Source organism: Acinetobacter indicus CIP 110367 (assembly GCF_000488255.1).
Lineage (GTDB): Bacteria > Pseudomonadota > Gammaproteobacteria > Pseudomonadales > Moraxellaceae > Acinetobacter > Acinetobacter indicus.
Genome location: NZ_KI530754.1, coordinates 718,866 through 733,614, shown reverse-complemented (window position 1 = coordinate 733,614; position 14,749 = coordinate 718,866). Strand labels below are relative to the sequence as shown.

15 protein-coding genes are annotated in these 14,749 nt (G+C 45.4%); 12 read left to right on the top strand and 3 right to left on the bottom strand.

The window, feature by feature from the left end:
• Positions 1 to 14: 14 nt before the first annotated feature.
• A complete protein-coding gene (locus tag P253_RS08225) occupies positions 15 to 935 on the bottom strand; it encodes an acyltransferase (RefSeq protein WP_005179793.1) in 921 nt (306 codons plus the stop codon).
• A gap of 242 nt (positions 936 to 1,177) precedes the next feature.
• Between P253_RS08225 and P253_RS08220 the strand changes: the two genes are divergently transcribed.
• The 11 genes from P253_RS08220 to P253_RS08170 all read left to right on the top strand — a co-directional run bounded on the left by P253_RS08220 (position 1,178) and on the right by P253_RS08170 (position 12,543).
• Entirely contained in the window at positions 1,178 to 1,828 is a 651-nt protein-coding gene (locus P253_RS08220; RefSeq protein ID WP_016659460.1) for a YiaD family glycine zipper/OmpA-like lipoprotein, read from the top strand.
• A gap of 127 nt (positions 1,829 to 1,955) precedes the next feature.
• The gene (locus P253_RS08215; RefSeq protein WP_005179787.1) at positions 1,956 to 3,995 is read left to right on the top strand and encodes a UvrD-helicase domain-containing protein; all 2,040 of its coding nucleotides are present in this window, start codon (positions 1,956 to 1,958) and stop codon (positions 3,993 to 3,995) included.
• 31 nt (positions 3,996 to 4,026) lie between these two features.
• The gene (gene dut, locus P253_RS08210) at positions 4,027 to 4,479 is read left to right on the top strand and encodes a dUTP diphosphatase (protein ID WP_016659459.1); all 453 of its coding nucleotides are present in this window, start codon (positions 4,027 to 4,029) and stop codon (positions 4,477 to 4,479) included.
• A gap of 183 nt (positions 4,480 to 4,662) precedes the next feature.
• Positions 4,663 to 6,087: a phosphomannomutase/phosphoglucomutase gene (locus P253_RS08205; protein WP_016659458.1), complete on the top strand. Its 1,425-nt coding sequence runs from the start codon at positions 4,663 to 4,665 to the stop codon at positions 6,085 to 6,087.
• A 10-nt stretch (positions 6,088 to 6,097) separates the two neighbouring features.
• Positions 6,098 to 7,000 carry an acetylglutamate kinase gene (gene argB / locus P253_RS08200; protein ID WP_016659457.1) on the top strand — a complete coding sequence of 301 codons (903 nt, stop codon included), beginning with the start codon at positions 6,098 to 6,100 and terminating at the stop codon, positions 6,998 to 7,000.
• A 114-nt stretch (positions 7,001 to 7,114) separates the two neighbouring features.
• Positions 7,115 to 7,927: a GNAT family N-acetyltransferase gene (locus P253_RS08195; RefSeq protein WP_005179781.1), complete on the top strand. Its 813-nt coding sequence runs from the start codon at positions 7,115 to 7,117 to the stop codon at positions 7,925 to 7,927.
• Between the two features lie 86 nt (positions 7,928 to 8,013).
• Complete coding sequence (locus P253_RS08190; protein WP_016659456.1) at positions 8,014 to 8,862, top strand: class II glutamine amidotransferase; 849 nt, start codon at positions 8,014 to 8,016, stop codon at positions 8,860 to 8,862.
• 256 nt (positions 8,863 to 9,118) lie between these two features.
• A complete protein-coding gene (locus tag P253_RS08185) occupies positions 9,119 to 9,574 on the top strand; it encodes a bacteriohemerythrin (RefSeq protein WP_005179777.1) in 456 nt (151 codons plus the stop codon).
• Positions 9,575 to 9,740: 166 nt separating this feature from the next.
• A complete protein-coding gene (locus P253_RS08180; protein WP_016659455.1) occupies positions 9,741 to 10,823 on the top strand; it encodes a hypothetical protein in 1,083 nt (360 codons plus the stop codon).
• Entirely contained in the window at positions 10,823 to 11,146 is a 324-nt protein-coding gene (locus tag P253_RS08175; protein WP_005179774.1) for an RnfH family protein, read from the top strand. Before P253_RS08180 ends, P253_RS08175 begins: the two co-directional genes overlap by 1 nt.
• A 92-nt stretch (positions 11,147 to 11,238) precedes the next feature.
• Positions 11,239 to 12,543, top strand: coding sequence for an IS4 family transposase (locus P253_RS08170; protein WP_016658443.1), 1,305 nt, complete (start codon positions 11,239 to 11,241; stop codon positions 12,541 to 12,543).
• Between the two features lie 47 nt (positions 12,544 to 12,590).
• On the opposite strand, the gene P253_RS08165 is transcribed toward P253_RS08170, so the two are convergent.
• On the bottom strand, positions 12,591 to 12,989 hold the full coding sequence (locus tag P253_RS08165) for an outer membrane protein assembly factor BamE (RefSeq protein ID WP_005179773.1): 399 nt from the start codon (positions 12,987 to 12,989) through the stop codon (positions 12,591 to 12,593).
• 112 nt (positions 12,990 to 13,101) lie between these two features.
• Here P253_RS08165 and fur point away from each other — a divergent pair, with 112 nt between their 5' ends.
• Entirely contained in the window at positions 13,102 to 13,539 is a 438-nt protein-coding gene (gene fur, locus P253_RS08160; protein ID WP_005179771.1) for a ferric iron uptake transcriptional regulator, read from the top strand.
• Positions 13,540 to 13,611: 72 nt separating this feature from the next.
• Here fur and P253_RS08155 read toward each other — a convergent pair whose 3' ends face one another.
• Entirely contained in the window at positions 13,612 to 14,730 is a 1,119-nt protein-coding gene (locus P253_RS08155) for a PilT/PilU family type 4a pilus ATPase (protein ID WP_005179770.1), read from the bottom strand.
• Positions 14,731 to 14,749 lie beyond the last annotated feature (19 nt).

Below are 14,749 nucleotides of genomic sequence, written 5' to 3'. Positions count from 1 at the left end.
CTTTTGGTACTCGCTTACTGCTCAGCAAATTTCTGTTTCATTTCATGAATGAGCTGATCTTTCTCTGTCCAGAGTTGATGCACCCAGTCCTGAAAACGTTCCCGATATGCGGCATCTTCTTCATAGTCACCACCCAAGACCCAGTCTGGAATGTCAATTTTTCGCAGATTGACCGCAATACGTGGCACTTCACCCAGCCAGAATTCACCATAACCCGGTGCGCCGTCCGGATACACAATGGTCATATCTACCAGCGCATCAATTTCATTGCCGAGAATATTCAGCGCCAGCGCCAGACCGCCAGCTTTGGGTTTCAGCAGATGCTGATACGGTGATTGTTGCTGATCATGTTTTTCCTGGGTAAAGCGCGTGCCTTCCAGATAGTTGAGCAGGGTAAATGGCTGGCTGAGTAGTTGCTCGCAAGATTTACGCGCTTCCAGCATATCGCGGTCTTTTAGCGCCGGATTTTTGGCAATCTGTTCTTTGGTGTGCCGTTTCATCATTGGAAAACCCAGAATTTTAAAGGCCTGTCCGACAAAAGGAATGAAGATCAGTTCCCATTTGGTAAAGAAACGGGTCAGCGGCATGCGGGTTAAACCGAAATACTGGTTGACGGTGGTATCGACCCAGCTCTGATGGTTACAGGTCATTAAATAACGGCCCTGCATGCTCAGTTCCAGACCATCTTCAATACTGATGTCCCAGTGGGTATTGGGTAATACATGGTCAATCAGCCAGTTGTTGACACTCAGCCAGCTGTTGGTAATCTGGATATTGGTCTGGTCGACCTTGGCCGATTTCTTGAACAATTTGGTCAGGCCCAAAGCCAGTACCGGCGGTCCATGTAAAAAAGTGCTGCCGGTGATCACTGAGCTGACCGTAAGCCCTTTTGTGATTTTTTTTAAGAGCGGTTGCTTATTGGTTTTAGATGACATAAACAGTCCTGAATATAAAAACAACTTATACGAAGTTCTGCCCAATATAATTGTTGTTTTTAAAATAAAAAAGTGTTGAAGTGAAACTGTGTAGGAATTATGGCGAACTTATGCGTAGAACAACATGAGATTATTGCAAATTGTAAATAAAAGTTTATTTATTAACAAAAAATCAATGGTCTAAGCACTTTATTTCATCCAAACTTTCCCATATACGAAAAACACAAGTAAGGAGGCATGCGATGCGTGCACTAGCAATTTCAGCAGTAGTCGGGGCAATGGTATTAACAGGTTGTCAAACCACTGGTAATAACCTGGGCGGCGTAGAATATGACAAAACCGGATTAGGAACCATTATTGGTGCGGCAGCAGGTTATGGTATTTCTAAAGGGAACGCCAATACCAGCGCACAAAACAACCGTGCAGCAGCAATTGGTGCGGTACTCGGTGGTGCTGCAGGTATCTACCTGGACAATAAAGAGAAAAAATTACGTCAACAAATGGCTGGTACCGGTGTAGATGTTAACCGTAACCCAGATGGTTCTGTTGGCCTGATCATGCCAGGTAACATTACTTTTGATACCAACAAGTCAAACATCAAGCCAAACTTCTATGCAACTCTAGATAAAGTGGCGCAAGTTCTGACTGAAGATAACAAGAGCGGTATCTTGGTGACAGGTTATACTGACAGCACTGGTAATGACTCTATCAACATCCCGTTATCTCAGGCGCGTGCGCAATCTGTAGCGAGCTACCTGGCATCTCGTGGTGTATCAACTGCACGTATTAATGCCCAAGGTCACGGTTCATCGAACCCGATCGCGTCTAACGCAACTGCAGAAGGCCGTGAACAAAACCGTCGTGTTGAGATCAGCATTTACGCGATCCAGTAATTCGGTCCAGAATTCAAAAAACCACCTTCGGGTGGTTTTTTTTATGACCAGAAAAGCAGCATTTTAGATTAGGCAACTGTGGTGGAGATGACTATAATCGAGCTCGAACCGAAATAGAGGAAACACTATGTCACTGGCAAGTCAACTCAATGACAAGCAACTTGAAGCCATGAAATATACTCAAGGACCCTTGTTAGTGCTTGCAGGTGCAGGTTCAGGTAAAACCTCGGTGATTACCCGGAAAATTGCTTATCTGGTGCAGCAATGCCGTATTCCGGCGCACCGGATTACCGCCATGACCTTTACCAACAAGGCTGCGCGTGAAATGAAAGAGCGGGTTGGTAAGTTGCTGTCGCGTGAAGAAGCCAAAGGTCTTTCGGTCTCGACCTTCCATACGTTCGGTTTAAATTTACTGCGTTTAGAGCTGAAACATACCCCGCTTAAAGCCAACTTTTCGATTCTGGATGCCGACGACTGCAAACGCATTCTGATGGATCTGATGCATCGCGACAATTTATCGGGTGCAGAAAGCAAAGAGCTGATTGCGCGGGCCATGAAAATGATTTCGGACTGGAAAAATGACCTGATTCCACCGGAGCAGGCACATACCACCTGTGAAACGCCAGAAGATATCCAGATGGCGCATTTATATCAGCTGTATGAGCGTAATTTACGTGCCTATAACGCAGTCGATTTTGATGACCTGATTGTGATGCCAACCCGGTTATTGCAGGAAAATGCTGAAGTCCGCGATAAATGGCAAAACCGGGTGCGTTATTTGCTCGTCGATGAGTATCAGGACACCAACACCGCGCAGTATATTCTGGTCAAACTTCTGGTCGGGGTAATGGGACAGTTCACCGCCGTAGGGGATGATGACCAGTCCATTTACGCCTGGCGCGGCGCCAAACCGGAAAATATGGCGCTCTTAAAAGAAGATTTCCCAAATTTAAAAGTGATCAAGCTGGAGCAGAACTACCGCTCCACCAGCCGGATTCTAAAAGCGGCCAATACTGTAATTGGCAATAACCCGCATATTTTTGACAAAAAACTCTGGTCGGACAAAGGCCATGGTGAAGTCATCCGGGTGATTACCTGCCGCAATGATGATGATGAAGCAGAGCGCGTGGTCAAAGACCTGATCACGCATAAACTGATGAACGGTAAAAACTGGAAAGATTATGCGATTTTGTATCGCGGTAACTTCCAGGCGCGTATTCTGGAAACCCAGCTGCGCCAGATGCAGATTCCGTACAAGCTGTCAGGAGGTCAGTCTTTCTTCGCCCGGGCAGAAATTAAAGATGTGATGAGCTATTTACGGCTGATTATTAACCCGGAAGATGACAGTGCTTTCCTGCGCATTATCAACACGCCAAAACGTGCCATCGGCCCGGTGACCTTGGAAAAACTGGGCTTATTTGCACAGGAAAACCATCTGTCCTTGCTGGCAGCCGCGGGTGATCAGCGTTTGACTATGGCCATTCCGAAAAAAGCTACGACTCAGCTGGCCGAGTTTGCCGACTTTATCCAGAACTTTACCCGTGAATTGCTGGAAGATGACGAACCGGTGCCAATTATCCGCCAGATGATGAATGAAGCCGGTTATATTGACTACGTCAAGGAAAGCGCTGCCACGCCTGCGCAGGAAAAGACCAAACTGGACAATATTGAAGTACTGTACAGCAGTATTCAAAGCCTGATTAACCGCGCTGAAGATGTTGACGAAAAAAATATTGAAAGCGTGATCCGTAAAATGGTGCTGCTGGATATGCTGGAGCAGCAACAGGAAGAAGAAGACACTGACAAGGTCAACTTATTAACCCTGCACGCCTCCAAAGGTCTGGAATTTCCGTATGTCTATTTAATTGGACTGGAAGAGGAAATTCTGCCGCATAAAAACTCGATTGTGGCTGAAACGGTTGAAGAAGAACGCCGTTTAATGTACGTGGGCATTACCCGTGCGCGTCAAGGCCTCACCATTACCCTGGCCGAGCAGCGTAAGGCTGGCGGGCAGATGAAACAGATGACCCCAAGCCGCTTCCTGGATGAAATGCCACAAGATGAGCTGGAATGGCTGGGTCGCAAGAAAAAGCTGGCTGGCGATATCGATCCGAAACTGCAGGCCCAGCATTATCTGGAAAATTTACGTGCGTTAATTAAACGCTAAACCATATCATTGATATAAACAGGAATAACTGATGAAAGTTCAGGTAAAAGTGCTTGATGCACGTTTGGGCCAAGAATGGCCAATGCCAACCTATGCTACCTCTGGTTCGGCAGGTCTGGATTTGCGTGCCTGCGTAAATGAGACCACCGTCATTGAGCCGGGTCAAACCGTATTGGTCAAAACTGGTCTGGCGATTTATATTGAAGATCCGCATTTTGCCGGTTTAATCCTGCCACGTTCGGGTCTGGGCCATAAACATGGTATTGTGCTCGGCAACCTGGTTGGCCTGATTGATTCTGACTATCAGGGCGAACTGATGGTGTCGGTCTGGAACCGTGGTCAAACTGCATTTAGCCTGGAACCAGGTGAGCGTCTGGCGCAATATGTGCTGGTGCCGGTGGCACAAGCCCAGTTTGATCTGGTCGATGAATTTGAAGCCACCGAACGTGGTGCTGGCGGTTTTGGCCATACCGGTAAAGCTTAAAATCTGCTTGAATGATAAAGCCTAAACATTAGGCTTTATCACAACACGCTAGAAAGTAACGCAACAAACACTTAAAATTACATTTTGTAGCGTGAATTCTGTTTTCGGCCGCATAGAATCAGTTCTTATATTAAAAAGCCTAAAACAATCATTCTCCCTATTCATATATAAAGTAGTTCTGCCATGGATATTCAACAGTCCAGTTTCCCTTTTCAGGTTTTCCGTGCTTACGACATTCGTGGCAAGGTGACTTTGCTGACGCCTGAACTGGTGCAAGCGGTGGCGTTGGGTTTGGCCGTACAAATTAAAAACACGGGCAGCACGCGTGTGGTGATTGGTTATGATGCCCGACTCAGCAGTCCGGCCTATGCCGATCTGATCATGCAGGTGCTCCAGCAGCAGGGTTTAAGCCCGACCTTAATGGGCTGCTGTTCCAGTCCGATGCTGTATTACATTGCCCGCCAGTTTGATGGCAATGGTATTATGGTCACGGCCAGTCATAATGCCAAATCTGACAATGGCATTAAATGGATTCTGGGCGGTGAACCCCCGACGCCAGACAAGATCCAGCAGGTGGCGGCTCATGCCAGCAACTATTTTCTGGCGCATCGGCAGCAGCCTGTGGCTGAACAGCTGCATCAGATTTATCCGGAATTTTGCCTGCAGTATCAGCAGGCGCTACTCGATGATATTCAATTACAGCGCCGTTTTAAGGTGGTACTCGATGGTCTGCATGGTTCAGCCGGCCGCTGCGCTGCGCTGGTCTTGCAAAAACTGGGCTGTGAGCTGATCACGATTCGTTGTGAAGCCAATGGTCATTTCCCCGATCATGCCCCAGATCCCTCTCAGGAAAAACATTTAAGCAAGCTGAAACAGGCGGTACAGCAGCATCAGGCAGATTTAGGCATTGCACTGGATGGCGATGGCGACCGTCTGGTTCTGGTCGATGAGCAGGCCAAAGTGATTGGTGCAGACCGTTTGCTGGCATTGTTTGCCGAAATGTGTTTACAGCAACATCTACAGCATGAAGTGGTGTTTGATGTGAAGTGTTCGACCATGGTGCGTAACACGGTACGCGCGCTGGGTGGCCATCCGGTAATGATTCGTACCGGCAGCACCTTCCTGCGTCAGTATCTGGCGCAATCAAAGGGACACGCAGTGTTTGGTGGTGAATATGCCGGGCATTATGTCTTTAATGACGGGCGCGGCTTTGGCTATGATGATGGCCTGTATGCCGCGCTGCGGGTGATGGAATATTTAAGCCAGCGCCCGGAGCGAAGCCTGTCTGAACTGCTGGCCAAATATCCTGAACGCTGTTGTACTGAAGATACTTATATCAGCACTCACAACATTGCTTCAGCGCATGTTTTACATGAGCTTGAAACCTTAAGTCAGCCATTGGCCGCACAATTAAGTAAAATTGATGGCGTTCGACTTGATTTTGAAGATGGTTTTGGCATTATTCGAGCATCGAATACGGGCGAATATTTTACAGTACGTTTTGATGCCGATAATCCGGCACGATTAGCGGATATTCGTCATACCTTTGTTTCCATGCTGAGCAACCGTTATCCGCAGATTGCTCAAGACATTTTAGATGCTCAATAAGGAGAGGCGCATGCCACAGCAACAGACTGGCATCGACAAAGCACAGATTCTGACAGAAGCTTTGCCGTATATTCAACGTTTTATGGGTAAAACGCTGGTCGTGAAATATGGTGGCAATGCCATGACCGATCCTGAGCTGGAAAGTTCATTTGCACGTGACATTGTGCTGCTTAAAACGGTCGGTTTAAACCCGATTGTGGTGCATGGCGGTGGTCCACAGGTCGATTCCTTCCTGAAACAGCTGGGCCGCGAATCTGACCGTATTGATGGTATGCGCGTGACTGATCCGGCGACCATGGAAGTGGTAGAAATGGTGCTTGGCGGTAGTGTGAATAAATCTATCGTCAATTTAATTAACCAGCATGGCGGCCGTGCCATTGGTTTGACCGGTAAAGATGGCAACCTGATTCGGGCCAAAAAACTGCTGATGGAAAAAACTGCAGAAGATGGCTCAGTACAGAAAATTGATTTAGGCTTGGTCGGCGAAGTGGTCGGCGTGAAAACCGACGTACTGGAAATGTTTACCCAAAGCGATTTTATTCCGGTGATTGCGCCGTTAGGCGTCGACGAAGACGGTAATACCTATAATATTAATGCCGATCTGGTCGCTGGTAAGGTGGCTGAAGCTTTGGGCGCAGAAAAACTGATTCTGTTGACCAACATTACGGGTGTACTGGATGCCAACAAGAATCTGCTGACCGGTTTAACCACTCAGGAAGTCGATCAGTTAATTGAAACCGGCGTAATTTATGGCGGTATGATTCCGAAAGTAGGCTGTGCGCTGGATGCCGTCAAAAATGGCGTGGTCAGTGCGCATATTGTCGATGGCCGTGTGCCACATGCCTCTTTGCTGGAAGTCTTTACTGACCATGGAGTGGGCACTTTAATTACCAACCGTGCCGCCAAACACTAAGAGTTAAAACAACTCAAGGTCTCTAAGGAGGCCTTTTTTTATGGCTGATTTTTGGTCATTGAATTGTCATCTGCATCGCCTAGTGTATAGGCAGAACATTAGGAGTGCTGATCGATGTTAGCCAAACTCAATCAATATCGACAAAATTTGAGTTTTCCTTTAAGCAAAAAAAATCATACCAAATATGATTTTAAAACCACAACAAAAACAGAATACAGCTTTGAATGGGTTGAAAATTTAAAACAGTTAAAAGAAGTACAGCAATTTCGTGCCGAGCAGTTTGCCAACCAGTTCGGTTTGCAGTTTGAGCATGGACTGGATCAGGATGTTTACGATTTTGGATGCGAACATGCCGTATTAAGGGATAAGGCCAGTGGGGAAATTGTGGCCTATACCCGATTAAAACTGTTTCAAGGGCATGAGCTGGCGCAAAGTTATAGTGCCAGCGAATTTGCCATTGAAGAGCAATTAAAGCATCTCAACAATATTGTGGAAATTGGCCGTACCTGCGTGCATCCACGGCATCGGGCCGGTAAAGCCTTATCCATTTTATGGCTGAATCTGGTGCCCAAAGTACTGTGGAGCATGAAAGCCCGCTATTTGATTGGCTGTGTTAGTGTGCGTTTAGAAGGCAATGAAGCGCGTGCCTATCATACCCATCAGTATATCCAGCAGTTAAGCGAACAGCAGCGCTGTAGCATTGCCTCGAAACAGGCGTATATTCCACAGGCCTCTGAAATGACTTCGCTGAAACAGGGCCGGATTCCCAAGCTGTTTGATATTTACCTGAAAATGCAGGGCAAGCTGTCCACCGAAGCCTATTATGATCAGGAGTTTAACTGTCTGGATTATTTTGTCTTTGTCGAAATGAACCAGGTGCTAAAAAAGATGGTACTCAAGAAAAATACCCGCCACATTGTGGAATAAATAAAACTTTGCAGCGATTGTGATTTGCATGGCTTGACAGAGTCATGCACAATAAATGCAGTTTTAATCAGATGTTGAAGTCCTGTATGTGCCAGTTACTCGGAATGAATTGTGCAACACCTACTGATATTACCTTTTCATTTCGTGGTTTTTCACAACGTGCTGGCATAACTTCCGACCATAGTGATGGCTTTGGCATCGCCTTTTTTGAAGACAAGGCCTGCCGCTTATTTGTCGATAACCAGTCGGCAGTGGAATCACCGATTGCCGAGCTGGTACGCAACTATCCAATTAAATCACGCAATGTGATTGCGCATATTCGCAAAGCCACGCAAGGCAAAATTACCCTGGAAAATTCCCATCCCTTTATTCGGGAGCTGTGGGGACGCCACTGGATTTTTGCCCATAATGGCGATTTACACCATTTTGATCCAGCCTTAAGCGGTCATTTTACCCCGGTGGGCAATACCGATAGCGAGCGGGCATTCTGTTATTTGCTCGATCAGATGGTACAGAAATTCGGTTTTGTGGAACCGTCTTTAGAGCAGCTCTTTGAACTGCTGACCGAAATTTCCCCGAAAATTGCCGAGCATGGCACCTTTAACTTCTGTCTGTCTAATGGTCAGGCGCTGTTTAGCTATGCTACCACCAAACTGCACTGGCTGGTGCGTGAATACCCGTTTAAACCGGCACAATTAATTGATATTGATGTCGAGGTCGATTTTAGCCAGGTTACCACACCGGAAGATCGGGTGGCGGTGATTACCACTGAACCGTTGACTCAAAATGAAACCTGGCAGGCTTTTAGCCCCGGCGAAATGATTTTATTCCAGCAGGGACAGCCGATCAGAAAACAGCTGACTTATATTGAACGTTTGGAAAAAGAACGTCTGAATCCGGAATTAAAACGGATTACCCGCGCCGATCAATATTAATCTACTGTTGTATATTTTATTTTAAATAGTGCCGTATTTTATTTAAGTCTAAAAATACGGCAGAAAATAATAAAACGGTTAAATAATAACTGACTCTTTTGCTCAGGTTAAAATAATATAAACATTATAAAACAAGGGTTTGTGTGAATTTGTTGGCAGAAACAGGAATCCCAAGTAAATCACTTCATTTTTATTTTAAATTAAATATGGCTACTATGCTCAAAGCTTATAAATCATTTGATTCAGGGGTGGTCGTATGAAAATGAAGTGGATTCCAGAATATAATACTGGCATCGATGTGATTGATGACCAACATAAACGTATTCTTGATTATATTAACGAAATTGTCGAGATTGGTGAAAATACCGATCGTGCCCGTATTAAACAGATTCTCGATAATATTATTGACTATACCCAGTCTCATTTTACCTTTGAAGAATCTTTACAAGAAGAAGCCGGTTATAAATACCGCGTACCACATAAACGCGTACATGACTTATTTATTAAAAAAATCGAGTCGTATCGTGAACGCTTTGAAATGGGGCATTCCATTGAAGGAGAACTGCACGAAGTGTTGTCAAAATGGTTAATTAACCATATTCAGCATGATGATGCAGATTATGTTGGCGCTGTAAAAGAAAATATGATGGGTATTATTCAGGAAAAAGAAAAGAAAAAAGGTAAAAACTGGTTTGCCCGTTTCTTCTCATAAACAGAATAAATTACTGCACAATTAATAAAACCAGAGAACAACAATATTGGACTAAAAACTAGCGCAGCAAACCATTGATGGCAATGGTTTGCTTTTTCTTTTTTAGTTTTTGATTTTCCCGGGTGACAAGGGCAAAATAGCGATAGATTTTTATTAGGAAAGCATCATGCAGGACAATGCTATGTCACGATGGTTATCGCCGCTGATGGCATTTTGTTTATCATTTATTCTGATTGCCACACTGGCACCGGTCACTGGCATTCAGCTGGAACGTCAACTGGACTTCTGGCTGCTGTGGTTAGGTACCATGCTGGTGCTGGCCTTGCCATTGACCTATATGGAAATTGCGCTGGCCAAGCGTTCAAAAACTACAGCCTTGCAGGCTCTATCCAGTTTGACCCGTGATGCCGATGCCTCTGCACAGTGGCGTCTGGTGGGCTGGCTGGCCGCGGTGTTTATTCCATTTTTAGCAGGCGCGATGCTGTTTAATGTCAGCCAAATGCTGACCCAGCTGGCACTGCCAACGATTCTACCGTTGTGGATTTTTATTGGCTTGGCACTGGTTGCCCTGGCATTGTCTTTTATTTCGCGTCTGCTGCTGCTTGGCCTGACTACGGTCGGTGTGATTGCTGCCTTTATTCTGGCGCAAGTGATGGGTGCTCCGGTTGCTGAATGGCAAATGACCGCGCTTGAGTTTGGCGAGTGGGGCAATGCCACAGTACTGGCGTTGGTGGCCAGTGGCCTAGGTCTGGGTCTGTACTGGCAAACCAGTTTGCCGGCGGTACAACAGCAACAGGTGGCGACCAAAACCGTGTTCCCGATCTGGCTGGCGCAATTACTGGCCGTGATTGCCTTTGCTTTCTTTGCCGCGACTGCTCAGCTACCCGCTTTTGCGCTGGCTTTTGCTGTGGTGATGGCTGCTGCGCTCATCCTGCAACTGGCACGTGAACAGTTGGCACAGCGTCAGATTGCAGTGGCAATTCAATGGATCATTCTGCTGGCAGCCACGTTGATCTGGGCCATTCCAGGTCTGGCCAGTGTGTTAAATCCGCTGCTGATGATCTGGGGCCTGGTGATTTGTCTGATTTATGCGATTTTCGCCGGTTGGATCATGAAAATCAGTCATTTGCGTAAATCCATGAACTTCAGCAGTGAAGCGTTTTATAACCTGTGGCGTATTGCCATCCGTATTGTCCTGCCACTGGCGATTATTGCTGCGCTACTGGCCGTAATTGGACAAATGTTCTGATGACTGCGCAGTATGTCTGGGTGGCTTTTGCCTCAGCCGAACAGCAGTTTCATCTGGCAGTGCCGTATCAAAATGGCATGACTGCGCTGGATGCGATTCAGCAGAGCGGGATTAGCGAACAGGTCAGTTTGCCTGAACCGCTGCAACTGGGAATTTTTGGTAGCCGTTTAACCGATGCGCAGCAGCCACTGCAACCGGGTGACCGGGTCGAGATTTACCGGCCGCTGACCATTAATCCGAAAGATATCCGCCGCAAACGAGCAGCGAAAAACCCGGTGGGCCGCTATGCCAAAGGCAATCGCTTTAAGCAATTGAGTTCATAAGAAAAACCCCTCACTGAGGTAATGCCAGTCAGTTAAGCAAATTTTAGAAAAATGTAGTAAAAATGAGTGTATGTAAATACGCTCATTTTTTTATGTCTTTATCTGAACATTTAGAATCCACTCTTGAACATGCTCTCCCATCACTTAGCCATTTTTGTGAACTTATTGACTTAAATTGGATTGAAACAAGCCTGCATCAAACAGGTAAGGCATCGATCAGAAGGAGAAAATTACCTGCTGAGCACGTGGTTTGGCTTGTTCTTGGGCTTGCCTTGTTTCGCAATCAACCCATCAGCTATGTGGTAGAACAATTAAAACTCGTGTTTGGTACAACAGATTATTGTGTTCCTAGTGCAGCTGTCCAAGCTCGACAACGTTTAGGTCGAGAACCCTTAGCTGCCTTATTCTCCTTAATCAGCCAAGCATGGTTTGATGAATCACAACAACAATATTCAAGCTTTCAAGGTCTTAGTGTATGTGCTGTTGACGGGGTGGTTTGGTCTATGCCACTGACCAAGGAGAATTTTAATCATTTTGGCTCATCTAAAGGTAAAACTGCTGTAGCACCTTACCCACAAGTGAGAGCCACGTGTCTAGTGAATACCAATACTCATGAAATCATAGATGCCCAAATAGGCAGTATGGATCAAGGTGAACTCACATTAGCAAATCAATTATCTCCTCCAGCACAAAGTATTACTTTGTTTGATCGAGCTTATTTCTCTGCTGATTTTTTAATAGGCTGGCAAACACGTGGAGAATCAAGCCATTGGCTTATGCGAGCTAAAGATAATTTACGTTATGACATAATTAAACGGAATTCCCCACATGATTTTCATATCAGGATGCCAATATCAGCAAGAGCCAAAAAACTTAATCCAGCATTAGGAGATTACTGGGAAGCACGTTTAATTGAAGTTGAGCAGGCAGGAAAAATCCGCCGTTATATCACTTCATTATTAGATTCAAAGACATATCCAGCTCGAACTTTAGCAAAGTTATATGCTCAACGTTGGGAGATAGAGATGTGTTACCGAGAAATTAAAAGCAATTTACAGGAAGGTAAGCACTTAAGGAGCAAACAGCCAGACTTAATTTATCAAGAATTATGGGGTGTCTTGATTGCTTATAATGTTCTAAGAAGACAAATGAAATATATGGCTCAACGTGCCAAAGTAAGCCCGTTGAGGATCAGTTTTCATATTGCATCTATCGCCCTTCTTAATTTACTAAGATTCGACTCTTTGGCTTCTGCAGGTAATCTACCCAAACATCTGGAAAGTTTAATGGAGAAATCTAATCGGTATGTTATACCTGAGAGAAGAGTGAGGAGTTATCCAAGGGTTGTAAAAGGAAAACCTCAAAAATACCCAAGAAAAAGCCAGTCAATCTCTTAACTGACTGGCATTACCTCACTGAGGGGTTTCTTTTTATCTGAAAGGGGCTATAGTGGGGGCGCGGTTAAAATTGCTTCTTTTGAACCCGGTAAGCCTGGTTGCTGTTCAGGAATGGTTTCTAAACCTTCAATTTTCTGCACAATACCGGTTTGATCGAAGTAGATTTTTAAGTGTTGACCTTGTGCAGCGGGAATCTTGGCTTTTTTAGCATAGGTTCCTGGGATATAATGGTAAATATAGTCCCAACGTAAAGGATTCATTGGATCTGAAATGGTTGGGCTACCCAGCAAAAAGCGGACCTGTTGGTGGCTCATGCCGACCTGAATTTTTGCAGCTTGTGCTTGGGTTAAGGGGGTGCCTTGAGGAATATCTACTTTATAAACGCCCAAGGTCGAACAACCCATGAGCAATGAAGTGACGAATAACGTCAACATGACTTTTTGCATTTTGCTACACTATCCCAATTAATTATTGATGCATTCGATCCAAGCATAGATCATACTGCATCTTAACTTTGTTGCATATTCCAACTTTAATTTTGTTGAGAGACCTTTTTTCATGCCTATTTCAAATCAAGATCTACGCAAAGCTGGCCTTAAAGTTACACTTCCACGAATTAAAATATTGGAATTATTAGAAAATTCAAGACAACATCACTTAAGCGCGGAAGATATTTACAAGACTTTACTCGAACAGGGTGAAGATGTGGGTTTAGCAACTGTGTATCGCGTGTTAACACAGTTTGAAGCTGCGGGGATTATCGAGCGTCATAATTTTGAAAATAATCATTCGGTTTTTGAAATTATGCAGGAAGATCACCACGACCATCTGGTATGCCAGAACTGTAATAAAGTGGTGGAATTTACCAACGACGTGATTGAACACGAACAGCATGAAGTGGCGAAAAAGTTTGGTTTTGAACTGACCGGTCACTCACTGAATTTATATGGCTACTGCGATGCGCCGGAATGCCGCGAAGCGTTCCGTAAAAAATAAGCGCAAAACTGCCCATCAATAAATCAACCCATAAAAACAGGCTGAAGATCAGCCTGTTTTTTTTGCCTAAAATTATTGCCCGTCGAAGGTAATATTCGAAGTGGCATGCATTAAACGCTCGCCGCCTTCTTCCGACAGCTTGATTTGCAGACGCAAATCGTTTGGTGAGTCAGCATGTTTCAGGGCATCTTTGTAGCTGATCTGCTTGGCTTTATACAGGTCATACAGGGCCTGGTCAAAGGTTTGCATACCCAACTCACGTGAACGCTTCATCAGGTCTTTAATTTCGTGCACATCGCCTTTACGGATTAAATCGGACACCAGTGGCGAGTTAATCAGCAGTTCAATCGCGGCACGACGTGAGTTGCCATCAATAGTAGGAATCAGCTGCTGTGCCACAATGGCTTTCAGGTTCAGTGATAAATCCATAAACAGCTGGCCATGACGGTCAGCCTCAAAGAAGTGGATAATCCGGTCAATGGCTTGGTTGGCGTTGTTGGCGTGCAGGGTGGCAAATACCAGGTGACCGGTTTCGGCAAAGGCAATTGCATAATCCATGGTTTCACGTGAACGGATCTCACCAATCAGGATCACATCTGGGGCCTGACGCAAGGTGTTTTTCAGTGCCACTTCAAACGAATCGGTATCAATGCCTACTTCACGCTGGGTAATAATACAGCCGGCGTGTTCGTGCACAAATTCAATCGGGTCTTCAATGGTGATGATATGACCTTTGGAATTCTGGTTACGATAACCAATAATTGACGCCAAAGAGGTCGATTTACCGGTACCGGTTGCCCCGACAAAGATGATGATGCCACGTTTGGTCATGGCCAGATCTTTTAAAATCGGTGGCAGTTTCAGTTCTTCCATGGTCGGAATTTTGGTTTCAATCCGACGCAGCACCATGCCCGGTTCATCACGCTGCTGAAAAGCGCTGACACGGAAACGTGCGCTTTTATCACGGTTGGTGATGGCAAAGTTACATTCACGGGTATCGGCAAATTCCTTGCGCTGCTTGTCGGTCATAATCGAGTTGAGCAGCTGGCCGACAATTTCCCCGGTCAGTTTGGATTTGGCCACTGGCACAATCTGGCCGTTAATTTTCATGGAAGGCTCAACATCGGCCGTAATAAACAGGTCCGATGCTTTTTGCTGAATCATTAAATTCAATAAATCATTAAAGTCCATAGCGCTGTCCTGGCTTCCT

Bases quoted from the DNA above. Each gene is read 5' to 3' on its own strand.
- P253_RS08225 (WP_005179793.1), bottom strand. From the start codon at position 935: ATGTCATCTAAAACCAATAAGCAACCGCTCTTAAAAAAAATCACAAAA.
- P253_RS08220 (WP_016659460.1), top strand. From the start codon at position 1,178: ATGCGTGCACTAGCAATTTCAGCAGTAGTCGGGGCAATGGTATTAACA.
- P253_RS08215 (WP_005179787.1), top strand. From the start codon at position 1,956: ATGTCACTGGCAAGTCAACTCAATGACAAGCAACTTGAAGCCATGAAA.
- dut (WP_016659459.1), top strand. From the start codon at position 4,027: ATGAAAGTTCAGGTAAAAGTGCTTGATGCACGTTTGGGCCAAGAATGG.
- P253_RS08205 (WP_016659458.1), top strand. From the start codon at position 4,663: ATGGATATTCAACAGTCCAGTTTCCCTTTTCAGGTTTTCCGTGCTTAC.
- argB (WP_016659457.1), top strand. From the start codon at position 6,098: ATGCCACAGCAACAGACTGGCATCGACAAAGCACAGATTCTGACAGAA.
- P253_RS08195 (WP_005179781.1), top strand. From the start codon at position 7,115: ATGTTAGCCAAACTCAATCAATATCGACAAAATTTGAGTTTTCCTTTA.
- P253_RS08190 (WP_016659456.1), top strand. From the start codon at position 8,014: ATGTGCCAGTTACTCGGAATGAATTGTGCAACACCTACTGATATTACC.
- P253_RS08185 (WP_005179777.1), top strand. From the start codon at position 9,119: ATGAAAATGAAGTGGATTCCAGAATATAATACTGGCATCGATGTGATT.
- P253_RS08180 (WP_016659455.1), top strand. From the start codon at position 9,741: ATGCAGGACAATGCTATGTCACGATGGTTATCGCCGCTGATGGCATTT.
- P253_RS08175 (WP_005179774.1), top strand. From the start codon at position 10,823: ATGACTGCGCAGTATGTCTGGGTGGCTTTTGCCTCAGCCGAACAGCAG.
- P253_RS08170 (WP_016658443.1), top strand. From the start codon at position 11,239: ATGTCTTTATCTGAACATTTAGAATCCACTCTTGAACATGCTCTCCCA.
- P253_RS08165 (WP_005179773.1), bottom strand. From the start codon at position 12,989: ATGCAAAAAGTCATGTTGACGTTATTCGTCACTTCATTGCTCATGGGT.
- fur (WP_005179771.1), top strand. From the start codon at position 13,102: ATGCCTATTTCAAATCAAGATCTACGCAAAGCTGGCCTTAAAGTTACA.
- P253_RS08155 (WP_005179770.1), bottom strand. From the start codon at position 14,730: ATGGACTTTAATGATTTATTGAATTTAATGATTCAGCAAAAAGCATCG.